Origin of the sequence: Neorhizobium galegae (assembly GCF_021391675.1) — a bacterium.
Taxonomy (GTDB): Bacteria; Pseudomonadota; Alphaproteobacteria; order Rhizobiales; family Rhizobiaceae; genus Neorhizobium; species Neorhizobium galegae_B.
The window spans coordinates 1547738-1567014 of sequence record NZ_CP090095.1 but is presented as its reverse complement, the minus strand read 5'-3'; the positions used below and the strand labels follow the sequence as shown (position 1 = coordinate 1567014).

The window sequence follows — 19277 nt, the reverse complement described above, 5'->3', positions numbered from 1 at the left end:
CGCTGAAATTCGCTAGGTCTCCGGACATGACCATTCTGCCCGATTTTCTCCGCATCGATCCTCAAACGCACCACGTCTCGCTGGACGGCCGCAACCCGGCTTTCTACAGCGACCCTAACCGCGTCTACGCCCTCCTCCACGAACATTGCCCGACGTTCTACTGGGAAGAGCAGCGGCAATGGTTGTTCACCGGCTACGACCATGTGAACGGGCTGTTGCGCGACCGGCGGTTCGGCCGGCAGATCCTGCATATCGCCAGCCGGGAGGAACTCGGCCTCCCCGAGCCCTTGGCTCATCTCGAGAACTTCGATCTCGCCGAGCGGTATTCGCTGCTGGAGCTGGAACCGCCGGAGCACACGCGGCTCCGCACGCTCGTCAACCGCGCCTTCGTGTCGCGCCATATCGAAAGGCTCCGGCCGGAGATCGCGGAGCTTGCCGAAAGGCTGATCGACGGGTTCGAGGGCCAAGGCGAGACTGAGCTGCTCTCCTCCTTCGCCGACATCATTCCGGTGACGATGATCGCCCGGATGATCGGCATCCCGGACGAGATGGGGCCGCAGCTTCTCGCCTGGTCGCATGCCTATGTCGGCATGTACATGTTCAAGCGGACGCAGCAGGACGAACATGCCGCCGACCGCGCGGCCGGGGAATTTTCCGACTATGTCAAAGGCCTGATCGCCGAGCGCCGCAGGGAGCCACGCGAGGATCTGCTGACCCACATGATCCACACGGAACACAAGGGCCAGTATCTCACCAACGACGAACTGGTCTCGACCACCATCGTACTGCTCAATGCCGGCCACGAAGCGACGGTGCATCAGATCGGCAATTCGGTGCGGGTGATCCTGGAGAGCGGCCTTCCGCCGGCAGACCTTTTCCGCGACGAGGCGGCGACCGAGCGAACGGTCGAGGAGACGCTGCGCATCTGCGCACCCGTGCATATCTTCCAGCGCTGGGCGCTCGAGGACGTCGAGGTCGACGGGCTTTCCTTCAAGCGCGGCGACAAGGTGAGCCTGATCCTCGCCGCCGCCAATCTCGATCCGAATAAATTCTCCGATCCGCTGGCCTTCAAGCCCGACCGGCAGGAAGCCGCCAACCTCTCCTTCGGCGCCGGCATCCATTTCTGCATCGGCGCACCGCTTGCAAGGCTGGAACTCAACACCGTGCTGCCGATCCTCTTCCGGCGACTGCCCGGTATGCGGATCGCCGTGCCGCCGGTGGTGAAGGACGTCTATCATTTCCATGGACTGGAGCGGCTGGACCTGGCTTGGTGACGGGCGTGGGACGGCTTATCGGCAGCAACTCAAAGCGCTCGCGTAAACCGCTAAAAAAGCTGCGAAAAATCACTGCGCAACTGCTGACGTTTGCCGCAGTTGCGCAGGTCTTTTCTTGCGATCAAGCCTAGGCGGTGACGCCGTACCGGGCCGCGGGCTTGTTGAGCGACAGATAGGGACGCAGCCCGCCTCGAGCGGCCGTGTAAGTGTCATAAAGCTGGGTATCGGTCAGCGACGGCATGGTGACGAGTTCGCCGCGGTCCAGGCCGGCAAGCGCCGCATCGACAAGGTCGCTGACTTCCATGACCGAGTTCGGGTCGAGACTATCCATCGAGCCGCCGACGCGATCGAAGATTTCGGTGCGGGTATAACCGGGCAGGACTGCCTGGATCGTGACACCGGTGTCCTTCAGCTCGGAAGCGAGGGCTTCCGTCAGGGCCAGAACGAAGGCCTTGCTGGCGGCATAAGTGCCACTGAAGAATTCTGCGGCGAGTGCGACGGCGGAGGCGATGTTGACGATGGCGCCCTTACCCCGGGCGGCAAAGGCCTGGGCTGCCACAACCGCGAGGCGATTGGCGGCGGTGACGTTGAGATCGACCATCTGGTCGAGATAATCCGGATCGGCCTTCAACAGCGGGCCCTTCGGGCCGATGCCGGCATTGTTGACGAAGAGCGTGATCGAACCGTCTTCGCGCAGGCGCTTATCGACAAGGAGCACATCGGTGCGCTGGCTGAGGTCGGCGCGCAGCACATCTGCCTTGACACCATGTTCGCTTGCCAGCCGGCCGGCAAGCGCCTTCAGCCGATCCGCGTCGCGGGCGACGAGGACGAGATCATAGCCGCGCCTGGCGAGCTTTTCCGCATATGTCGCGCCGATGCCTGACGATGCGCCGGTCACGAGTGCGGTTCCGAGTTTCGAGTTATTGGTCATGGTCCGTCTCCTTCAGAGGTTTTTTCGGGTGGTGTCGCGGCCGGCATTTCGGCCTCTGGAATTTACTGGTATATGCCACTATATATGAAAGGCACGATTTGAAGCTGCAAGGGGCGTCCGCAAATTTTTCATCGGAGTGGAAGGGCCAGCCAAAAGCGGGCATTGTCCCGCGACAGGATCGGAACGAGACATGACGGACAAAGACAAGCAGGACAGGCAGGGGCAGAACGAAGACGGCGTCTGGCTTCACTGCAGCAATACCGCAGTGCGCCGCGCCTCGCGGCATCTCGGCCAGCTCTATGAGGATGCGATGGGCGATACGGGCCTCAAGGGAACGCAATTCTCCCTGTTGTCGCAGATCGCCAGATCCAACGAACCCACATTGAAAAACCTCGCGGAGGCGATGGTCATGGACCTCTCGGCGCTCGGCCATACCCTGAAGCCGCTGATCCGCGACGGGCTGGTGGAACTGGTGCCCGACGCCCAGGACCGCCGCGCCAAGCGCGTCCGCCTGACGGACGCCGCCGCAGCCATGCAACGCGACCTCACCGCCCGCTGGCAGGTGGCCCAGGATCGTTTCGACAAGGCGTTCGGCAAGGAAAAGTCCGCGGAATTGCGGCGGACGCTGGCGTTCATTTCGTCGGATGAATTCGCGAAGGCCTTCAATCGGAACGACTGAAAGGTCATCGGTCTCGGCTATTGTTTTAAGCCGGGCTGAGCCATATTCTACATCGATCTCGGAGGTTCAGAATGCGGACATATTCCGTTGCGGAAGCCGATCGCCATTTTGCCGACATGCTGGATCACGTCCGGCACGGGGAAACCGTGCTCGTCATCGAAAACGGGAAGCCTCTCGCCAGGTTTTCTCCGGCAGAAACACCGAGGCTCGACGATGCAGTCGACCAGCAGCAACGCCTAGAGAAGATCCGGCAGCTCTTCGGCAATGTTACCCTCGATGAAATGATATCGGGACGCGACGAAGGCCGCAAATAATGGCGGGCATTGTCATCGACGCATCCGTTGTCGCGTCGTGGCTTCTGCCCGATGAAACGAACCAGTCAGCTCTCGATATTTACAACCGGTTGTCCTCGGAGCCTGCCCATGTGCCGGCTTTGTGGGATTACGAGATACGAAACATCCTGGTCGTGAATGAAAGACGCGGCCGGATAACCACCCAGGCAGTGGACGCCGCGCTGGAGTGGCTCATCGATCTCAATATCCTACGATACACTCTGGCGGATTGGGACGCAGCAGTCCGCCTATCCCGGCAGTTCGCGTTGACCGCCTATCTCGAACTCTCCATACGCGTGGATCTTCCGCTGGCGACGTTCGACAAAGCCCTGGCCGCCGCGGCAGCCCGCAACGACAAGCTTGCACACCACACGCCCCTCAAACCCTGATCACGTAATCCTTGCGAGTCGTTTCAACGACTTCCCAGGTTCCCTTGAACCCGGGTCTGAGGATCATGCTGTCACCAGCCCTCAGGTGGACCGGCTCGCCGCCCTCTTCGGTGACGATCGAATGGCCAGAGAGGATGTGGAAATATTCCCACTCCTCATAAACGATCCGCCATTTGCCGGGCGTCGCTTCCCAGATGCCGGCATAAAGCCCGCCCTCGGCTTCCTCGAAGTTCCAGGTGGAGAATGTCGGGGTGCCGGAGACCAGCCGGTCCGGTGCGGGGGCGCCCTCTTCCGGCGCGAGGGACGAGAGGTCGAATTTGATCCAGGCGCTCATTGTCCTATCTCCTTCAAATGATGGGAAAGCTGATTGGAAGCGATTGTCGCCAGTGCGCGCAGGCGGTCTGACGGCACGCCGTTGCGGGCACTCGCCGAGAGGCCGGACATTGCCATCATGAGGTAGTCGGTGATGAGCTCGGCACGTTGCGGTTCACGGCCCGCGATTGCGGCGTGGATGACCTGGCGGCTCATGTCCAGCATGCGTCGGGCCTGGTCGGAGGCCTGCGGGTCAACCGTGCCTCTTGCTCCCTCGATTACCATGCAGCCCGGCGCGTCACCGCTGCCGTAGTTGTCGGCGGCCTGCCTCAGCAGCGCGGCCACGCCCTCGTCGAGCGGTCTGTCCGCTGCCAGAGCCCCTGGAACATCCAGGCCCGCCCTCTCTTCGTAACGCTTCAAGGCGGCTGAGTAGAGCTCAGCCTTGCTGCCGAAGGCGGCATAAAAGCTCGGCGGGTTGATGCCGATCGCCTCGGTGAGATCGGCGACGCTCAAGGCATCGAAACCCTTCGCATGGAACAGCGCCTGGGCTTTTGCCAGCGCCTCCTCCTTGTCGAAAGCGCGCGGCCGACCGCGCGGCGAAACCTTTTTTGTAGCGACCATTACAAAATCCTTGACTGCACTGCCCATTCAATTTATGTAGCGCTCATTACATTAAATCTCAAGCCTCATTCAAGGAGACACGACAATGACTGACTTCCATGGAAAGAAGACGCTGGTCCTCGGCGGCAGCCGCGGCATCGGGGCTGCGATCGTCCGCCGCTTTGCCGGCGACGGCGCCGACGTGACGTTCACCTATGCCGGCTCGAAGGATGCCGCCGATGCTCTTGCCGTTGAGACCGGCGCCAAGGGTGTCCGGTCGGATGCGGCCGACCGCGCGGCCGTGATCGGCACGGTGCGTGAGGCCGGCCCGCTCGACATTCTGATCATCAGCGCCGGCACGCTGGCACTCGGCAATCCGCTGGAGATCGACGCCGACGCGGTCGACCGGATGATCGACGTCAATGTCCGGGCACCCTACCATGCAGCGGTCGAAGCCGCCCGCAGCATGCCGGACGGCGGTCGGATCATCGTCATCGGCTCGGTCAATGGTGACCGCATGCCCTTTGCCGGCGGTGCCGCTTACGCGCTCACCAAGTCGGCCATGCAGGGCATGGCGCGCGGTCTCGCCCGCGACTTCGGCGACCGCAACATTACCGTCAACGTCATCCAGCCCGGCCCGACCTCTACCGACATGAACCCGGAAGACGGCCCGATGAGCGCCTTCATGCACGGTTTCATGGCGATCAAGCGCCATGGCCGGCCCGGTGAGATCGCCGGTCTTGCCGCTTATCTCGCCGGTCCGGAAGCCGGCTTCGTCACCGGCTCCCTGCAGACGATCGACGGCGGTTTTGGCGCCTGACGCCGGCCGTTATCCCTTCTCTCAGATCTTCGACAAAGCCTGGTCGAGGTCGGCGATGATGTCGGCGGCATCCTCGATGCCGACCGACAGGCGCACCACGTCCGGCCCGGCGCCGGCGGCGATCTGCTGTTCTTCGCTCAGCTGCCGGTGCGTCGTCGAGGCCGGATGGATGACCAGCGAACGGGTATCGCCGATATTGGCGAGGTGGGAGAAGAGCTGCAGGCCTTCGACCAGGGTCTTGCCCGCCTCGTAGCCGCCCGTAACGCCGAACGTGAAGACCGAGCCGGCGCCCTTCGGCGAATATTGCATCTGCAGGGTATGGTTCGGATCGTCCTCCAGGCCGGAATAACTGACCCAGGCGACCTTCGGATGTGCCTTCAGCCATTTGGCGACGGCAGCGGCATTGTCGCAATGTTTCTGCATCCTGAGCGGCAGCGTTTCGATGCCGGTCAGAATCATGAACGCGTTGAAGGGCGAAATCGCCGGTCCCATGTCGCGCAGGCCCAGCACGCGGCAGGCGATGGCAAAGCCGATATTGCCGAAAGCCTGGTACAGGACGATGCCGCCGTATTCGCTACGCGGTTCCGAGAGCATCGGATAATTGCCCGATTTCGACCAGTTGAAGGTGCCTCCGTCAACGATCACGCCGCCCATGGAATTGCCATGGCCGCCCATGAACTTGGTCAGCGAGTGGATGACGATATCGGCGCCGTGCTCGAGCGGCCGGACGAGATAGGGCGTCGCCATGGTGTTGTCGACGATCAGCGGAATGCCCCGCCGATGCGCCACCTCGGCGATCGCCGCGATATCCACGAACGTGCCGGCGGGATTGGCAAGGCTCTCGATGAAGATCGCGCGGGTACGCTCGTCGATGCCTGCCTCGAAGCTTGCCGGATCGTCGCTATCGGCCCAGCGCACCTGCCAGTCGAAACTCCTGAACGCATTGCCGAACTGGTTGATGGAGCCGCCGTAGAGCTTTCTCGCCGCGATGAAATTGTCGCCGGGCTGCATGATCGTGTGGAAAGTCAGCATCTGGGCGGCATGGCCGGAGGCGACCGCGAGCGCCGCGGTGCCGCCCTCGAGTGCCGCCACCCGCTCCTCCAGCACCGCCTGGGTCGGGTTCATGATGCGGGTGTAGATATTGCCGAACTGCTGCAGGCCGAAAAGGGCGGCGGCATGGTCCGCGTCGTTGAAGACGAAAGACGTCGTCTGGTAGATCGGCGTCACCCGCGCCCCCGTCGTCGGATCGGGCTGCGCGCCCGCATGCACGGCCAGCGTCGAAAACCCCGGATTGAGTGTCGGCATGTTAGTCCCTCCCCTTGTAATGGCGCCTGATCGTTAGCGCTCCAACAGACCCCGGCGGTTGATCACGATCAAGGTATATCGTTCTCCGGAACCTATCCTCCGGGGAAATAGAGAGGAGTTTGCAATGGACAACACAATTCCCACCCTTGATCCCACCCCGGAAAATCTCACCGGCAGGCTGAAGCGCTGGTGTTCCGCCACGTGGGCGGCGATCAACGAAGCCAAGCTTCTCGCCAGCCTCGACGACGAAACCGTCAAGCTGCTGGCGCAGGACAACGCCTTGTCGGAACAGGAACTGCGCGAACTGATAGCCAAAGGCCCGCATGCGGCCGACGAAATGTTGGCGCTGATGAAGCTGCTCAACATCGATCCGGAAGAAGCCAGGCTGGAAGAGCCCGCGGAATTCCGCGAAATGCACGTGACCTGCGTCCATTGCGGCGAAAAGACCCGCTGTCGGCGCGAACTGGCCGACGGCAGCGCCGCCGTGGATTTCGCAAGCTATTGCGGCAACGCCGAACTGCTCGACGACATGCGCAGCCGACCGGAACTGCTCGCCAAATAGCCCGCTTAAACGGCCATCTCAGGCAACCAGACGGGGATATTCGATCGCCGGGCAGCGGTCCATGACGACCTTGATGCCGGCCGCCTCCGCCCTTTCGGCGGCCTTGTCGTCGCGAACGCTCAGCTGGCCCCAGATCACCTTCGGCCTGGTTTCAAGCCCGATCGCCTCGTCGACCACGCCGTCCAGATACTCGGCGGCACGAAAAACGTCGACCATGTCGACCGGCTGCGGCACGTCCGAAAGCGTCCTGTAGACCGTCTGACCGAAGATCTGCTTGCCGGCCTGGCCGGGATTGACCGGAAACACCGTATAGCCCTTGGAGAGCAGAAAACCCATGACCCGGTTGCTCGGCCTGTCGGGATTAGGGGACGCGCCGAGGAGCGCAATCGTCCTGGTGCTCTTCAGGATATCGGCGATATAGGCATTGTCGTAATGGTCATGGTTCATGACGGCGGCTCCCGCAATAGTGCGCCTCTGGCGGCGTAGTGCTTCTGCGCTATGTAAGTCCGCGTCTCGTCAAAAGGGATGAGGATCATGAAAAAAATTCTCGGCTGTCTTGTGATCATTGCCTCCGGCATCCTCCTCTCCGGCGAGCCGGCCGCCGCGATATCGCGCTACAACTCCACCGGCATGTCCTGCGCTGCCGTGCAACGGGCGATCGGCCGCGAGGGCGCGGTGATCCTGCGTTACCCGTCCCGCAACAAGGCGCGGATGACGCTCTACGACCGCTATGTCATCGACAGCGGCTACTGCGACGGCCATGAGTTCGCCGACCGGGTGACCGTGCCGACGGCCGACACGCCGAGTTGCCCCGTTCGCGCGTGCAAAAGAAGACCCGATCCCGAAGATTGTTTTCCTCTCCAGGCAGGCTGCCTAAGATTTTAGGCGGCTTCTTGACTCCACAGTTCGAGAATTCTCAATCCGCCAGGTTCCGCACAAGTTCGCGGAATACCCCCTTTTTGTACTTGTGCATATTAGCACCATCTTATGGTTGAATTAGAAATCGCTACTAGATTTTGGTAGGCAAAATTATTTTTCCGAACATTTGTCAGTTTTCCTTTTTCATGGCACGCACCGGTAAAACGTGAGTACCTGACAGTTCTCCATGCGGCAAAATCCCTCCTAAAACCTTCAGAAAGCGTCCACTCTTCCAATTGGCGCCCGCCTGCCATCTTTTGATCCATACAATTCCAGGATGCAGAATGGACAATCGATACGCGAAATGAGTGACGCAGATCGCCTTCTGGGTCAGGGGCTTCCCGAGCCTTTCGGCAGGACGATCGTTGGATGGCACTCCCGGTATGGAGATGGGTTTTCTTTCCCATCAGCAGACAGATCAACGTCTCTCTCCCGGACAGCGGCCGAGCGCTCCGCTCAACGGCGACGGTGAGCAGAACCAGCATTTCGGCATCAACCGCATCCGGATTTCACTCAGAAAATGTGTGGTATTATATAACCACACTCATAAGTCATTGATTTTGCTTATTCTATTTTTCGACAGCGTAAAATCGTCACCTTGACGCTTTCAGCCTCCCTGGGTATAAGCCGCCCCAGATCGCGGACCCTCTCGGCCCGCTTTCTTTTTTGCCGGCGTCAGCCATGGCAATCCAAGCAACAAGAAACGCCCTGCATTCGAAGGTTTCGGATGTCACGGGTCCTAGAAGAAAGAGTTAAAAACATGTCAACCTTCGTTCAGAAGCCTGCAGAGGTGGTGAAGAAGTGGGTGATCATCGATGCCGAAGGCCTCGTTGTCGGTCGCCTCGCCACCATCGTCGCCAACCGGCTCCGCGGCAAGCACAAGGCCACCTTCACCCCGCACGTCGATGATGGCGACAACGTCATCATCATCAATGCGGAAAAGTGCGTGCTCACCGGCAAGAAGTATTCCGACAAGACCTATTACTGGCACACCGGTTATCCGGGTGGCATCAAGGAGCGCACCGCGCGCCAGATCATCGAAGGCCGCTTCCCGGAGCGCGTCATCGAGAAGGCTGTCGAGCGCATGGTTCCCCGTGGTCCGCTCGGCCGTCGCCAGATGAAGAACCTGCGCGTTTATGCCGGTTCCAACCATCCCCATGAAGCACAGCAGCCGGTCGCTCTCGACGTGGCATCGCTGAACAGCAAGAACGTAAGGAGCGCCTGATAATGGCCGATCTTTCCTCCCTGAAGGACCTCGCGCCGGCTGCCGAAGCTGCCGCTCCGGTCTATGTCCGCAAGGTCGATAGCCTCGGCCGCTCCTACGCGACCGGCAAGCGCAAGAACGCCGTCGCCCGCGTCTGGGTCAAGGCTGGCACCGGCAAGATCACGGTCAACGGCCGTGACTTCTCGACCTACTTCGCCCGCCCTGTCCTGCAGATGATCCTGCAGCAGCCGGTTATCGCTGCTGCCCGCACCGGCCAGTTCGACATCGTCGCGACCGTCGCCGGTGGCGGTCTCTCCGGCCAGGCTGGTGCCGTTCGTCACGGCGTTTCCAAGGCACTCACCTACTTCGAGCCGGGCCTTCGCGGCGTGCTCAAGAAGGGTGGCTTCCTGACCCGCGACAGCCGCGTCGTCGAGCGTAAGAAGTACGGCAAGGCAAAGGCCCGCCGCTCCTTCCAGTTCTCCAAGCGTTAATCGCTTCCGGACTTGGACTTTCAAAAGGCGGGGCTTCGGCTCCGCCTTTTTCGTTTGTAGGCTTTCTTATATCGGCAGCTCGGTGGTCGATTTCAGTTCGCGCAGGACAAAGCTGGAGACCACGGTGCGCACATGCGGGTTGCGCATCAGGTGGCGAGTCATGAAAGCCTCGTAGGCTTCGACGTCGCGCGCCCGGATCTTCAGCATGTAGTCGAAGGTTCCAGACAGAGCGTAACACTCCATGATCTCTGGCCGGTCGCGCACCACGGTAGCGAAGGCTTCGATCGCCTCCTCATGGTGATCCTCCAGCGTCACATGGGCGACGATGCAGAGCTTGAGGTCGAGCTTTGCCGGATCGAGAAGTGCCACCCGCTTTCGGATGACGCCTTCGGCCTCCAGTTCCTGGATCTTCCGCCATGCGGTGCTTTGCGACATGCCGGCCTTCTCTGCCAATTCGGCCAGCGACGAACCATCGCCCGTCTGCACGAGTTGCAGAAGCTTGCGGGCCGCCTGCAGGTTTTCTTTCATGATGGCCTCTACTCCCGAAATATCCTCCCATTATTTACGCTCAATCCGGCAAAGCTGAAATGATTACCCGCGCTTTCGGAGATATAATGGTGATCTGACGGCCGGCGGTTGGAGCACCCGGCCATTCCATCACGGAACGGGAGGGCGCTGATGACCAAGCAAAGCACCTACACGGCAAACCTGCCGGATGCAGACGGCATCTACCACTACACAAGCGAAGAAGACGGGATCTGGAGCGAGCTCTACGAGCGCCAGATGAGGCTGCTGGCCGACAAGGCCTGCCGGGAATATCTGGACGGCGTCCAGGCACTCGGGTTGAAGGCGGACAAGGTTCCGCAGCTTCGCGATGTCGGCCGATGCCTCAACGAGACCACCGGCTTCGGCGTGGAGGGCGTGCCCGCCCTCATTCCGCCGTCGCGCTTCTACGAGTTGCTGTCGCAGGGCAAGTTTCCGCTGGCGACCTTCATCCGCCGCCGCGAGCACATCGACTACATCGAGGAACCCGATATCTTCCATGAGGTCTTCGGCCACTGCCCGCTCCTCACCAACCAGAGTTATGCCAATTTCGTTCGCCGCTTCGGCGAAAAAGCCGTCGGGCTCGGGAAGGAATATTCCTGGCACCTGTTCCGGATCTTCTGGTTCACCGTCGAATTCGGTCTGATCGACACGCCACAGGGACGCCGCTGCTTCGGCGCCGGTATCGTCTCCTCTCCCAACGAGACGCGGGCCGCCATGGAAGGCCGTGAGGCCGAATTCCGGCCCTTTGATCTGATGACGGTGCTCAGGACCCCCTACCGCATCGATATCGTCCAGCCGATCTACTATGTCATCGACAGCTTTGCACAGCTGGAATCGATCATCGAGGAGGATATCGGAGCACGCATCAGGGAGGCCAAGGCGCTGGGGGACTTTCCGCCGGTGTTCGAAGCCAAGGCTTCCTGAACGGGAGGCATTTGTTTCCTTCACGCTTGCCTTGTCGGCCCTTATTGTCCAACGTCCCCGCCATGTTAACAATGGAGGGACGCCATGGCAGAAAAGTCGATCGACCATGCCTTCACTGCAAAAAGCCTGACCTCCGCCGCGTCGGACCCCACCTTTGCCGGGGCTCTGTCGTTCATGCGCCGCCGCTTCAGTAAAGATCTGACGGGTGTCGATGCTGTCGTCTGGGGCATTCCCTTCGATGCCGCAACCTCCAACCGGCCGGGCGCGCGGTTCGGGCCGCAGGCGATCCGGCGGGCATCGGCGATCTTCGACAACGATCCGCAATATCCGTTCCAGCGCGACCTTTTCGCCGAGATGGCTGTCGTCGATTACGGCGACTGCCTGCTCGACTACGGCAACCATCAGAAGACCCCGGCTGCGATCGAGGCCCAGGCGAATGTCATCCTCGACAGCGGCGCGTTTTTGCTGACGCTCGGCGGCGACCACTATGTCACCTGGCCGCTGCTCAAAGCGCATGCCGCCAGACACGGACCGATGGCGCTGGTGCAGTTCGATGCGCATCAGGACACCTGGCTCGACGACGAGGGACGCATCGACCACGGCTCCTTCGTGGCGCGGGCGGTGCGGTCCGGCATCATCGACCCTGCCCGGTCGATCCAGGTCGGCATCCGCACCCACGCGCCGGAAGATTTCGGGATCCGCCTCCTCTACGGCCATGAGGTCGAGGAGATGACGGCAGCCGAAATCGCAAAGGCGATCCTCGATCATGTCGGGCAAACGCCGACCTACCTCACCTTCGACATCGACTGCCTCGACCCGGCTTTCGCGCCCGGAACCGGCACGCCGGTCGCCGGCGGGCCTTCGAGCGCCAAGATCCTCTCGGTTCTGCGCCAGCTACGGCCTCTCGATATCCGCGGCGCCGATGTCGTCGAAGTGGCGCCGGCCTATGACCATGCGGATATCACCGCCATTGCGGGGGCGACGGTTGCGATGTATATGCTCGGACTTCGCGCGGAACGCCGTGCGGCTGCGTTAAATTTCTGAATCAACTTGCTGGTAAACTGAATCCGGCATCCAATCCAAGGCACTGATCTAACAGGACAATGACCATGACAGCGAAAATCTTCATCGATGGCGAACACGGCACCACGGGACTGCAGATCCGCACCCGCATGGCCGGCCGCCGCGACGTCGAACTGCTGTCGATCCCGGAAGCGGAGCGGCGCAACGCCGCCATGCGCGAGGATCTCCTGAACAGCGCCGATGTCGCCATCCTCTGCCTGCCCGACGATGCGTCGCGGGAAGCCGTGAAAATGCTTGCCGGCAACAACAGGGTGCGGGTGATCGACACCTCGACCGCCTTCCGCGTCGATCCGTCCTGGGCCTATGGCTTTGCGGAAATGGACAAGGCTCAGGCGGACAAGATCAAGGCCTCCCGGCATGTGGCCAATCCGGGCTGCTATCCGACCGGCGCGATCGGCCTGATCCGGCCGCTGCGCGCCGCCGGCATCCTGCCCGACGGTTATCCGGTCACGGTCAATGCGGTCTCGGGTTATACCGGCGGCGGCAAGCAGATGATCGCGCAGATGGAAGACCCGTCCAGGGAAGACGCCATTTCGGCCAACAATTTCCTCTACGGCCTGCCGCTCAAGCACAAGCACGTGCCGGAGATGACGATCCACGGCCAGCTCGACCGCGCGCCCCTCTTCTCGCCGTCGGTCGGCCGCTTCGCGCAGGGCATGATCGTCCAGGTGCCGCTCTTCCTCGAAGATCTCCAGGAAGGCACGACGATCGAAGGCATCCACAAGGTGCTGGTCGAGCATTATGCCGGCCAGGACATCGTCACCGTCGTACCGCTCGAAGAAAGCAAGGCGCTGCCGCGCGTCGATGCGGAAGAGCTGGTCGACACCGACACGATGAAGCTTTTCGTGTTCGGCACGCCGGGCGGAGCGCATGTCAATCTCGTGGCCCTGCTCGACAATCTCGGCAAGGGTGCCTCGGGTGCCGCCGTCCAGAACATGGACCTGATGCTTTCGGCCTGATGGCCGAAAGCATTCCCTTCCCTTTTTCCTTCCCTGGCGAATGGCGGATCGAAACCGCCAGACAGATCGTCGATACGGTCGTCGGCACCGTGCGCAACGTATTGCTCCGGGCCTAAGCGAATACCCGCTTCAGACCCAAATTGACGGCGAGCTTCTCGCCCGGACCGTGCACGGCGGCGAACAGCAGCCCGGCCAGGAATGTGAAGTGATCGACGAAGAAGCCGAACTCCGCCTGATTGGCTTCCCAATGGCTGGGGCCATGGAAGGCGAAGGCCAGGAAGATGACATAGGCGCCGGCGAGCAGCGCCGCTTCGGAGAAGAAGGCGCCGGTCAGGAAAGCGAGGGCCAGCCCCACCTCGAAGATCGCCGCGATCCAGGCGAGAAACAGCGGAAACGGAAATCCGGCGCCTGAGATGAAGACGGCCGTCGCCTGCATGTCGAGAAACTTGAACGTCGTCGCCATGACGAACAGGCCGCCGAAGATCAGCCTTGCGACGAGAATTGCGATTGTCTTTGCCATAACCCTACCCTCTCCTGTGGCCGAAGCCGTTTGAACTATGTCTCAAGGACGGGCGACGGACACTGTGGCCGACATCGGGGCGCAGATTTTTCGCAGCAAAAAGGCGGACGGAAATCGATCCGCCCGCCTCTCGCGAGTATCTGCCAATGTGTCGGGAGATCAGTTCCGTGTGACGATCGCGGTCTCCGGCGGATATTCGCCGACGAAGCCGCGCCAATGGGCGACGGCAAAGCCGAGCACGATCAGCGCCGCGGCCTGGTGCGTCAGCGCAAGATCGAGCGGCACCTGCATGACGAGCGTCGAGATGCCGATGACGGCCTGTAGCGTCACCAGCCCGAATAGCAGGACGGAACGGCGGGCATGGGTCGAGCCGGGAGCCCGGCGAAGCGAGATGATCATGTGCACGAGAGTGGCGGCCCACAGAACATAGGCGCCGCAGCGGTGCACGAACTGTACCGTCTTCGGGTTCTCGAACAGATTGATCCACCAGGGCTGCTGGACGAAGAGATCGCCCGGGACCAGGGCACCATCCATCAGCGGCCAGGTATTGTAGGAAAGGCCTGCATCCAGCCCCGCCACCAGCGCGCCGAGATAGATCTGGAAGAGGACCAGGAAGGCGATGCCGCCGGCTGCCCATTTGGATCTTGCCGTCGGCGGAAGGTCGCGGCTGTGCGGCGCCAATCCGCGCATGATCCAGATACAGGCGGCGAAGATCAGACAGGCGATGACGAGATGTGTCGCGAGCCGGTATTGCGAGACGCTGACCAGCTTGGTGAGGCCGGAAGATACCATCCACCAGCCGATGAACCCCTGGAAACCGCCGAGCGCAAGAAGGCCGACCAGCGGACCCCGCAGGCGCTTTTCGATACGGCCGGTGAGCCAGAAGAAGATCAGCGGCAGGGCGAAGACCAGGCCGATCGAGCGGGCGAGGAACCGATGCGCCCATTCCCACCAGAAGATCGACTTGAACTCGTCGACCGTCATGTCCTTGTTGATTTCCTGATATTGCGGAATCCGCTGGTAGAGGCGGAATTCCTCGTCCCACTCCTCAGCCGACAGCGGCGGGATGATGCCGTGGATCGGCTTCCATTCGGTGATCGACAGGCCGGAGTCGGTAAGCCGCGTTGCGCCGCCCACCAGCACCAGACAGAACAGCGTGAAAATGACGACGCCGAGCCAGATACGCACGGCCTTGCGGTCGCGCTCGCGGCGCTTGGTGTGGTTCAGGACATCGATGATCACAGCATCGGTTGCCGACATGGGTATGCTCCTGTCGCTCAAGCCAAAAGGACGCGGCACATGGCAAGCGCCCACAAGCATTTCGCGTTGCTTTGCCCCATCAACCCATGCAAAACAAGCCCCGGCGCTTTGCGGCATGCGGTCGCGGATAGGAGAAGACGTCTTGGTCCCGCGTTTGAGAAGTTTCATCGGCACCATCCTGATCATCATTCTGGTGATCTTCTATGCGCTTGCCGCGACGACCTTCGCGACGCTGCTGCTTGCCACTTCTCCCTGGTGGGTGCATTTCCTCTACTTCCTGATCAGCGGCCTCCTCTGGATTCTGCCGGCCATGCTGATCATCAAATGGATGGCCGGGCCGAAGCCCAAGAGATAGCCGGCTTTACCATCGGTTAACCAGCGGCAGCGGTTTCGCGGGGTGTGGGGCCGCCGGTAAACCGAATTTTGGTGCCTCCCCCTATGTTGCCGGCCAAACGGCATCAGCGGGCAAAGCCATGCAGCAGCGGAAGATCCACCACGAAGATCAGGTCGAGGGCGCGCTCGACTCGCCGAAGGGTCACAAAACCGTCCGGCTCGCCGAGCTATCGCTCATTTCAACCGACGATCTCAGGTCTGTGGAAGCCGAGTGGCGGCGGCTCGAAGGGCTTGCCAAGAACTCCCTGCATCAGGGCTTCGACTGGTGTCTCGCCTGGGCTCAAGCGCATCGCAGCGAACTTGCGATCATCCAGGGCGTTGTCGATGGCCGCACGCTTTTCATCCTGCCGCTCGAAATCGTGTCTGAACGCCGCGCCCGGATCGCCCGCCTGCTCGGCCACCGGTTCAACAACGTCAATACCGGCCTCTTCGATGCCGACCTCGCCGCACCCGATGCGGAAGAATTGCAGAATTTCGCCTATGGCCTGAGGCTCGCCCTCTCCAACAAGGCGGATCTGGTCGTTCTCGACAATATCCCGCTCGTCTGGCGGGGCATGCGACATCCGCTGTCCGCGCTTGCTTCGATCGAAAACCAGAACCATTCCTTCCAGTTGCCGCTCTTTCAGAATTTCGAGGCGACGCTGGCGCAGCTCAATGCGAAAAGCCGCCGCAAGAAGTTCCGCTCGCAGAGCCGCAAGATCGAGGCGATTGGCGGCTATGACCATTTCATCCCGACGGATCCCGCCGAAAAACACGCCCTGCTCGATATCTTCTTTCGCCAGAAAGGCGAGCGGCTGAGACTGTTCGGCCTGCCGGACGTCTTTCAATTGCCCGGCATCCGGGATTTCTTCCACCGCCTCATGGATGTCCCGGCCAGGGGAACCGATACGCCGCTGATGCTGCATGCCATCCGGCTGCGCGGCGAGCACGAGGGGCATATCGCGGCGATTGCCGGCCTGTCGCGCAAAGGCGATCATGTCATCTGCCAGTTCAGCTCGATCGACGAGACGATCTGCCCGGAGGCGAGCCCCGGCGAACTACTGTTCTGGCTGATGATCGAGCAGTCCTGCCGTGAAGGCGCCTCGGTGTTCGATTTCGGCGTCGGCGACCAGCCCTACAAGCGCAACTGGTGTACCCAGGAAACGGTGCAGCACGACATCTTGCTGCCGCTCACCTGGAAGGGTTCGCTGATGCGGCCGATACTGATCGGAGTGACCAAGGCGAAGGCGGCAGTCAAGCGCAGCCCGCATCTCTATGCGATGATGCAGCGATGGCGATCCCGCCGGTGCCCGAAAGCGCCGGAAGCTGCCGCCTCCGACGCGGAATCGTCAGCCGAATAATCAGGCGGCGCGGCGTTTGCCGGGACGTGGCGAATGCCGGTCGGCGGTCTGCGCCATGACCAGCAGATTACCATAGCCGGCCGCTTCGAAATCCGTCACCAGCTCAGCGACTTCCTCATCCTTGAAGCCCGGAACCGACAGGACGATCTCGGCCATCGCATTGCGGGTCAGGCGCGAGATGCCCGCGATCTCGGCGGGACCACATTCGATCAGCACCAGGTCATAGGCATCCGCCAGCGCATCGATGATCATCGACAGGCGATCGACGCCGCGCATGGCACGCGCCGGATCGGAAGCGCCGTGCGGAATGATATGCGCGTCGGAAAGCCGATCCGGATGGATCGCATCGCCGAAGGCGGTTTCGCCGCAGAGAAGGTCGGTAATGCCGGGCATTTTCGGATTTTCCACCATCATCTGCGTCGGGGCGGCAGAACCGGTCATGTCGACGAGCACGACGGTGCGGCCGCTCTCGGCAATCTCTCGGGCGAGCATGACGGTCGCAGTCGAGCCCGCGTCACCGCCCGGTGAAATGGCGATCGCGACTGGCACATCGTGGCGCTGCAGGTAATGCGCGACCGATCCGATGGTGAAGCCGCTATCATCGGCCTCCGCTGCGGCTTCCTCCGCTTCGCTCTCCTTTTCCGACAGCGATTGTTCGGCGATCTTGGCATAGGCGAGCGCCGCCGCGTTCTTCGCGCTTTCGCGGGCCGGTTCCGGCCGGTCGAAACGGGCGGCCTCGGCCTGCATCTGGTGGACCGGCAGCGGAGCGGCGGCAGCGGCGGGCGCGGATGCGCCGGCTGCCGGAACCGTCTCGTCATCGATCTCTCGAACGCTGGACGGACGTAGCGCACGGCCCGAGAAGAGCTCGCTGACGATGACGATCAGGCAGCCGAAAATGAAGGTCGCGAGCGAGACGACGATGACGATCGGGATGATCTTCGGGAAATAGGGTTCCGACGGTTCGACGGCTTTCGAGACGACGCGGGCATCGGCCGGGCTCGAATTACCCTCGAGGCGGGAGCTCGCTTCGCGGTAGCGGGCAAGATAGGTTTCGAGCAGCTGGCGCTGGGCGGTGGCCTCGCGTTCCAGCGCGCGCAGGCCCACTTCCTCTTCGCCCGCCTTGGCGGAGTCCGCCTTCAAGCCGTTGAGCTGGCCCATCAACTGGCGCTCGCGGATGCGCGACATCTCCGCTTCGTTGTCGAGACTGGCAAGGATTTTCTTGGTCTCGCTTTCGATCTGCAAGCGGATGCCGGAAAGCTGGCCGCGCAGGCCTTTCAGCCGCGGATGACCTTCGAGCAGCGAGGTCGAGGAGTCCGAAATCTGTGCCTGAAGGTTGGCCTCCGCTTCCTTCAGCCGCTGGATGACCTGCGAGCCGACGACATCGCTCAGCGTGTCGGAAGCGCGGCCGGCCTTCAGGGCGGTGCGGACGTTTTCGGCACGCGCCTCGGCATTCGCCCGCTCGCCGCGGATACGGGCAAGCTCGGTCGAGATGTCGTTGAGCTGCTGGGTCGAGAAGCTGTTGGTCTCGGTGGTCTGGAACAGGCCGTTGGAGGAGCGGTAATCCGCCACCTTCTTTTCCGCCTCCTTGACCTTCTGAGTCAGGTTGGCGATTTCCGGTTCCAGCCATTTGGCGGTCTCGGAATGAGTGTCGAGCTTGGCGCCGCTCTGGAGCTGGAGATAGACTTCCGCCATCCTGTTCGGGATGTCGGCGGCAAGTTTCGGATCGCGCGAGGAGAACTCGATGGCGATGACGCGCGAGTTCTCGACCGCATAGACATCCAGCTTCTCGCGGAATTCCTGGATCACCCGGTCTTCCGGGTCGAGCGACATCGGATCCTGCTTCAGGCCGATCAGGACCAGCGGATCGGGCAGGAAGGACTGCGCGGCTGGATCGAATTCCTTGAGCCTGGCGAGGTTGAGGTCGCGGGCAACGCGCTTGATCAGATCGGTCGATTGCAGCAGTTGCGCCTGGCTGGTGATGTTCAGCGAGTCCAGCAGCGGGTCGTTGGCCTGTGCCGCAGCGTCCCCTCCAGACAGGTTCGGGGAGCGGGATTCGATCAGGAGCCGCGTCTCGCCCTTGTAGCTTGGTTTCATCAGGCTGGTGCCGACAAGGGCAAGCGCCGCCGCGACCACCGTCGCGCCCAATATCCTGCCCTTGCGTTCCCAGACCGCCGATATGACCCGCCCGAGGTCGATATCCACGTCCTGATTGCCACCGTTTACGCCTGACATGATACGCTCCAACTGATCGGTTTCGGCGAAGAGTAAAGGATCATGGTAACGCGAGGGTTAATGGCCAAGTACAGCGATGGCACCTCAAGAAAATCCCCAAATTCCCAGCCTCTTTACCGGGCATTAACCCTAACGGATCGATAACGGGGACAGATGGTATGAACAGCCGGAGCCTCGACCGCGGAAATGTCCTTCGCCCCCTT

General features: G+C 61.8%; 24 protein-coding genes. 15 read left to right on the top strand and 9 right to left on the bottom strand.

Annotated features, from left to right (window positions below):
- The first annotated feature begins 26 nt into the window (after positions 1 to 26).
- Entirely contained in the window at positions 27 to 1274 is a 1248-nt protein-coding gene (locus tag LZK81_RS07885) for a cytochrome P450 (protein WP_233955721.1), read from the top strand.
- 127 nt (positions 1275 to 1401) lie between these two features.
- Here the strand turns inward: LZK81_RS07885 and LZK81_RS07880 are convergent, their stop codons facing one another.
- Entirely contained in the window at positions 1402 to 2205 is an 804-nt protein-coding gene (locus LZK81_RS07880) for an SDR family NAD(P)-dependent oxidoreductase (protein WP_233955720.1), read from the bottom strand.
- Positions 2206 to 2395: 190 nt separating this feature from the next.
- Between LZK81_RS07880 and LZK81_RS07875 the strand changes: the two genes are divergently transcribed.
- The 3 genes from LZK81_RS07875 to LZK81_RS07865 all read left to right on the top strand — a co-directional run bounded on the left by LZK81_RS07875 (position 2396) and on the right by LZK81_RS07865 (position 3605).
- On the top strand, positions 2396 to 2884 hold the full coding sequence (locus LZK81_RS07875; RefSeq protein ID WP_233955719.1) for a MarR family winged helix-turn-helix transcriptional regulator: 489 nt from the start codon (positions 2396 to 2398) through the stop codon (positions 2882 to 2884).
- Between the two features lie 71 nt (positions 2885 to 2955).
- Positions 2956 to 3198, top strand: coding sequence for a type II toxin-antitoxin system Phd/YefM family antitoxin (locus LZK81_RS07870; RefSeq protein WP_233955718.1), 243 nt, complete (start codon positions 2956 to 2958; stop codon positions 3196 to 3198).
- The gene (locus LZK81_RS07865) at positions 3198 to 3605 is read left to right on the top strand and encodes a type II toxin-antitoxin system VapC family toxin (protein ID WP_233955717.1); all 408 of its coding nucleotides are present in this window, start codon (positions 3198 to 3200) and stop codon (positions 3603 to 3605) included. The genes LZK81_RS07870 and LZK81_RS07865 overlap by 1 nt, the downstream gene beginning before the upstream one ends.
- Here LZK81_RS07865 and LZK81_RS07860 read toward each other — a convergent pair.
- Together LZK81_RS07860 and LZK81_RS07855 are read right to left on the bottom strand one after the other, a co-directional pair.
- Positions 3595 to 3939: a cupin domain-containing protein gene (locus tag LZK81_RS07860; RefSeq protein WP_233955716.1), complete on the bottom strand. Its 345-nt coding sequence runs from the start codon at positions 3937 to 3939 to the stop codon at positions 3595 to 3597. The genes LZK81_RS07865 and LZK81_RS07860 overlap by 11 nt on opposite strands.
- Entirely contained in the window at positions 3936 to 4538 is a 603-nt protein-coding gene (locus LZK81_RS07855; RefSeq protein ID WP_046605532.1) for a TetR/AcrR family transcriptional regulator, read from the bottom strand. Before LZK81_RS07855 ends, LZK81_RS07860 begins: the two co-directional genes overlap by 4 nt.
- 85 nt (positions 4539 to 4623) lie before the next feature.
- Here LZK81_RS07855 and bdcA point away from each other — a divergent pair, with 85 nt between their 5' ends.
- Complete coding sequence (gene bdcA, locus LZK81_RS07850) at positions 4624 to 5337, top strand: SDR family oxidoreductase (protein WP_233955715.1); 714 nt, start codon at positions 4624 to 4626, stop codon at positions 5335 to 5337.
- Positions 5338 to 5358: 21 nt separating this feature from the next.
- Here the strand turns inward: bdcA and LZK81_RS07845 are convergent, their stop codons facing one another.
- Complete coding sequence (locus tag LZK81_RS07845; RefSeq protein WP_233955714.1) at positions 5359 to 6642, bottom strand: O-acetylhomoserine aminocarboxypropyltransferase; 1284 nt, start codon at positions 6640 to 6642, stop codon at positions 5359 to 5361.
- Positions 6643 to 6766: 124 nt separating this feature from the next.
- On the opposite strand from LZK81_RS07845, the gene LZK81_RS07840 reads away from it, so the two are divergent.
- Positions 6767 to 7204, top strand: coding sequence for a DUF6455 family protein (locus LZK81_RS07840; protein WP_046605535.1), 438 nt, complete (start codon positions 6767 to 6769; stop codon positions 7202 to 7204).
- Between the two features lie 18 nt (positions 7205 to 7222).
- On the opposite strand, the gene LZK81_RS07835 is transcribed toward LZK81_RS07840, so the two are convergent.
- A complete protein-coding gene (locus LZK81_RS07835) occupies positions 7223 to 7651 on the bottom strand; it encodes a CoA-binding protein (RefSeq protein WP_046624300.1) in 429 nt (142 codons plus the stop codon).
- An 87-nt stretch (positions 7652 to 7738) separates the two neighbouring features.
- Here LZK81_RS07835 and LZK81_RS07830 point away from each other — a divergent pair, with 87 nt between their 5' ends.
- The 4 genes from LZK81_RS07830 to rpsI all read left to right on the top strand — a co-directional run bounded on the left by LZK81_RS07830 (position 7739) and on the right by rpsI (position 9817).
- The gene (locus tag LZK81_RS07830) at positions 7739 to 8089 is read left to right on the top strand and encodes a hypothetical protein (RefSeq protein ID WP_233955713.1); all 351 of its coding nucleotides are present in this window, start codon (positions 7739 to 7741) and stop codon (positions 8087 to 8089) included.
- Positions 8090 to 8430: 341 nt separating this feature from the next.
- Positions 8431 to 8724 (top strand): hypothetical protein, encoded by a 294-nt coding sequence (locus LZK81_RS07825; protein ID WP_233955712.1) that lies wholly within the window; start codon positions 8431 to 8433, stop codon positions 8722 to 8724.
- Between the two features lie 158 nt (positions 8725 to 8882).
- Positions 8883 to 9347, top strand: a complete 465-nt coding sequence (gene rplM / locus LZK81_RS07820) for a 50S ribosomal protein L13 (RefSeq protein ID WP_037080613.1) — start codon at positions 8883 to 8885, stop codon at positions 9345 to 9347.
- Between the two features lie 2 nt (positions 9348 to 9349).
- The gene (rpsI, locus tag LZK81_RS07815; protein ID WP_046605537.1) at positions 9350 to 9817 is read left to right on the top strand and encodes a 30S ribosomal protein S9; all 468 of its coding nucleotides are present in this window, start codon (positions 9350 to 9352) and stop codon (positions 9815 to 9817) included.
- A gap of 66 nt (positions 9818 to 9883) precedes the next feature.
- On the opposite strand, the gene LZK81_RS07810 is transcribed toward rpsI, so the two are convergent.
- Entirely contained in the window at positions 9884 to 10345 is a 462-nt protein-coding gene (locus LZK81_RS07810; protein ID WP_046605538.1) for an Lrp/AsnC family transcriptional regulator, read from the bottom strand.
- A 150-nt stretch (positions 10346 to 10495) separates the two neighbouring features.
- Here LZK81_RS07810 and LZK81_RS07805 point away from each other — a divergent pair, with 150 nt between their 5' ends.
- The 3 genes from LZK81_RS07805 to argC all read left to right on the top strand — a co-directional run bounded on the left by LZK81_RS07805 (position 10496) and on the right by argC (position 13329).
- Positions 10496 to 11287, top strand: coding sequence for a phenylalanine 4-monooxygenase (locus LZK81_RS07805; protein WP_233955711.1), 792 nt, complete (start codon positions 10496 to 10498; stop codon positions 11285 to 11287).
- Positions 11288 to 11371: 84 nt separating this feature from the next.
- Positions 11372 to 12331, top strand: coding sequence for an agmatinase (speB, locus tag LZK81_RS07800; RefSeq protein WP_233955710.1), 960 nt, complete (start codon positions 11372 to 11374; stop codon positions 12329 to 12331).
- 65 nt (positions 12332 to 12396) lie between these two features.
- Entirely contained in the window at positions 12397 to 13329 is a 933-nt protein-coding gene (gene argC, locus LZK81_RS07795; protein ID WP_233955709.1) for an N-acetyl-gamma-glutamyl-phosphate reductase, read from the top strand.
- Between the two features lie 112 nt (positions 13330 to 13441).
- Here the strand turns inward: argC and LZK81_RS07790 are convergent, their stop codons facing one another.
- Both LZK81_RS07790 and LZK81_RS07785 read right to left on the bottom strand, forming a co-directional pair.
- On the bottom strand, positions 13442 to 13849 hold the full coding sequence (locus tag LZK81_RS07790) for a DoxX family protein (RefSeq protein WP_046609906.1): 408 nt from the start codon (positions 13847 to 13849) through the stop codon (positions 13442 to 13444).
- A gap of 159 nt (positions 13850 to 14008) precedes the next feature.
- Positions 14009 to 15109, bottom strand: coding sequence for a COX15/CtaA family protein (locus LZK81_RS07785; RefSeq protein ID WP_233955708.1), 1101 nt, complete (start codon positions 15107 to 15109; stop codon positions 14009 to 14011).
- Between the two features lie 142 nt (positions 15110 to 15251).
- Here LZK81_RS07785 and LZK81_RS07780 point away from each other — a divergent pair, with 142 nt between their 5' ends.
- Together LZK81_RS07780 and LZK81_RS07775 are read left to right on the top strand one after the other, a co-directional pair.
- Positions 15252 to 15464, top strand: coding sequence for a DUF2842 domain-containing protein (locus LZK81_RS07780; RefSeq protein ID WP_233955707.1), 213 nt, complete (start codon positions 15252 to 15254; stop codon positions 15462 to 15464).
- A 118-nt stretch (positions 15465 to 15582) separates the two neighbouring features.
- Positions 15583 to 16842: a GNAT family N-acetyltransferase gene (locus LZK81_RS07775; protein ID WP_233955706.1), complete on the top strand. Its 1260-nt coding sequence runs from the start codon at positions 15583 to 15585 to the stop codon at positions 16840 to 16842.
- On the opposite strand, the gene LZK81_RS07770 is transcribed toward LZK81_RS07775, so the two are convergent.
- Entirely contained in the window at positions 16843 to 19074 is a 2232-nt protein-coding gene (locus LZK81_RS07770) for a GumC family protein (RefSeq protein ID WP_233955704.1), read from the bottom strand.
- Positions 19075 to 19277: the final 203 nt, after the last annotated feature.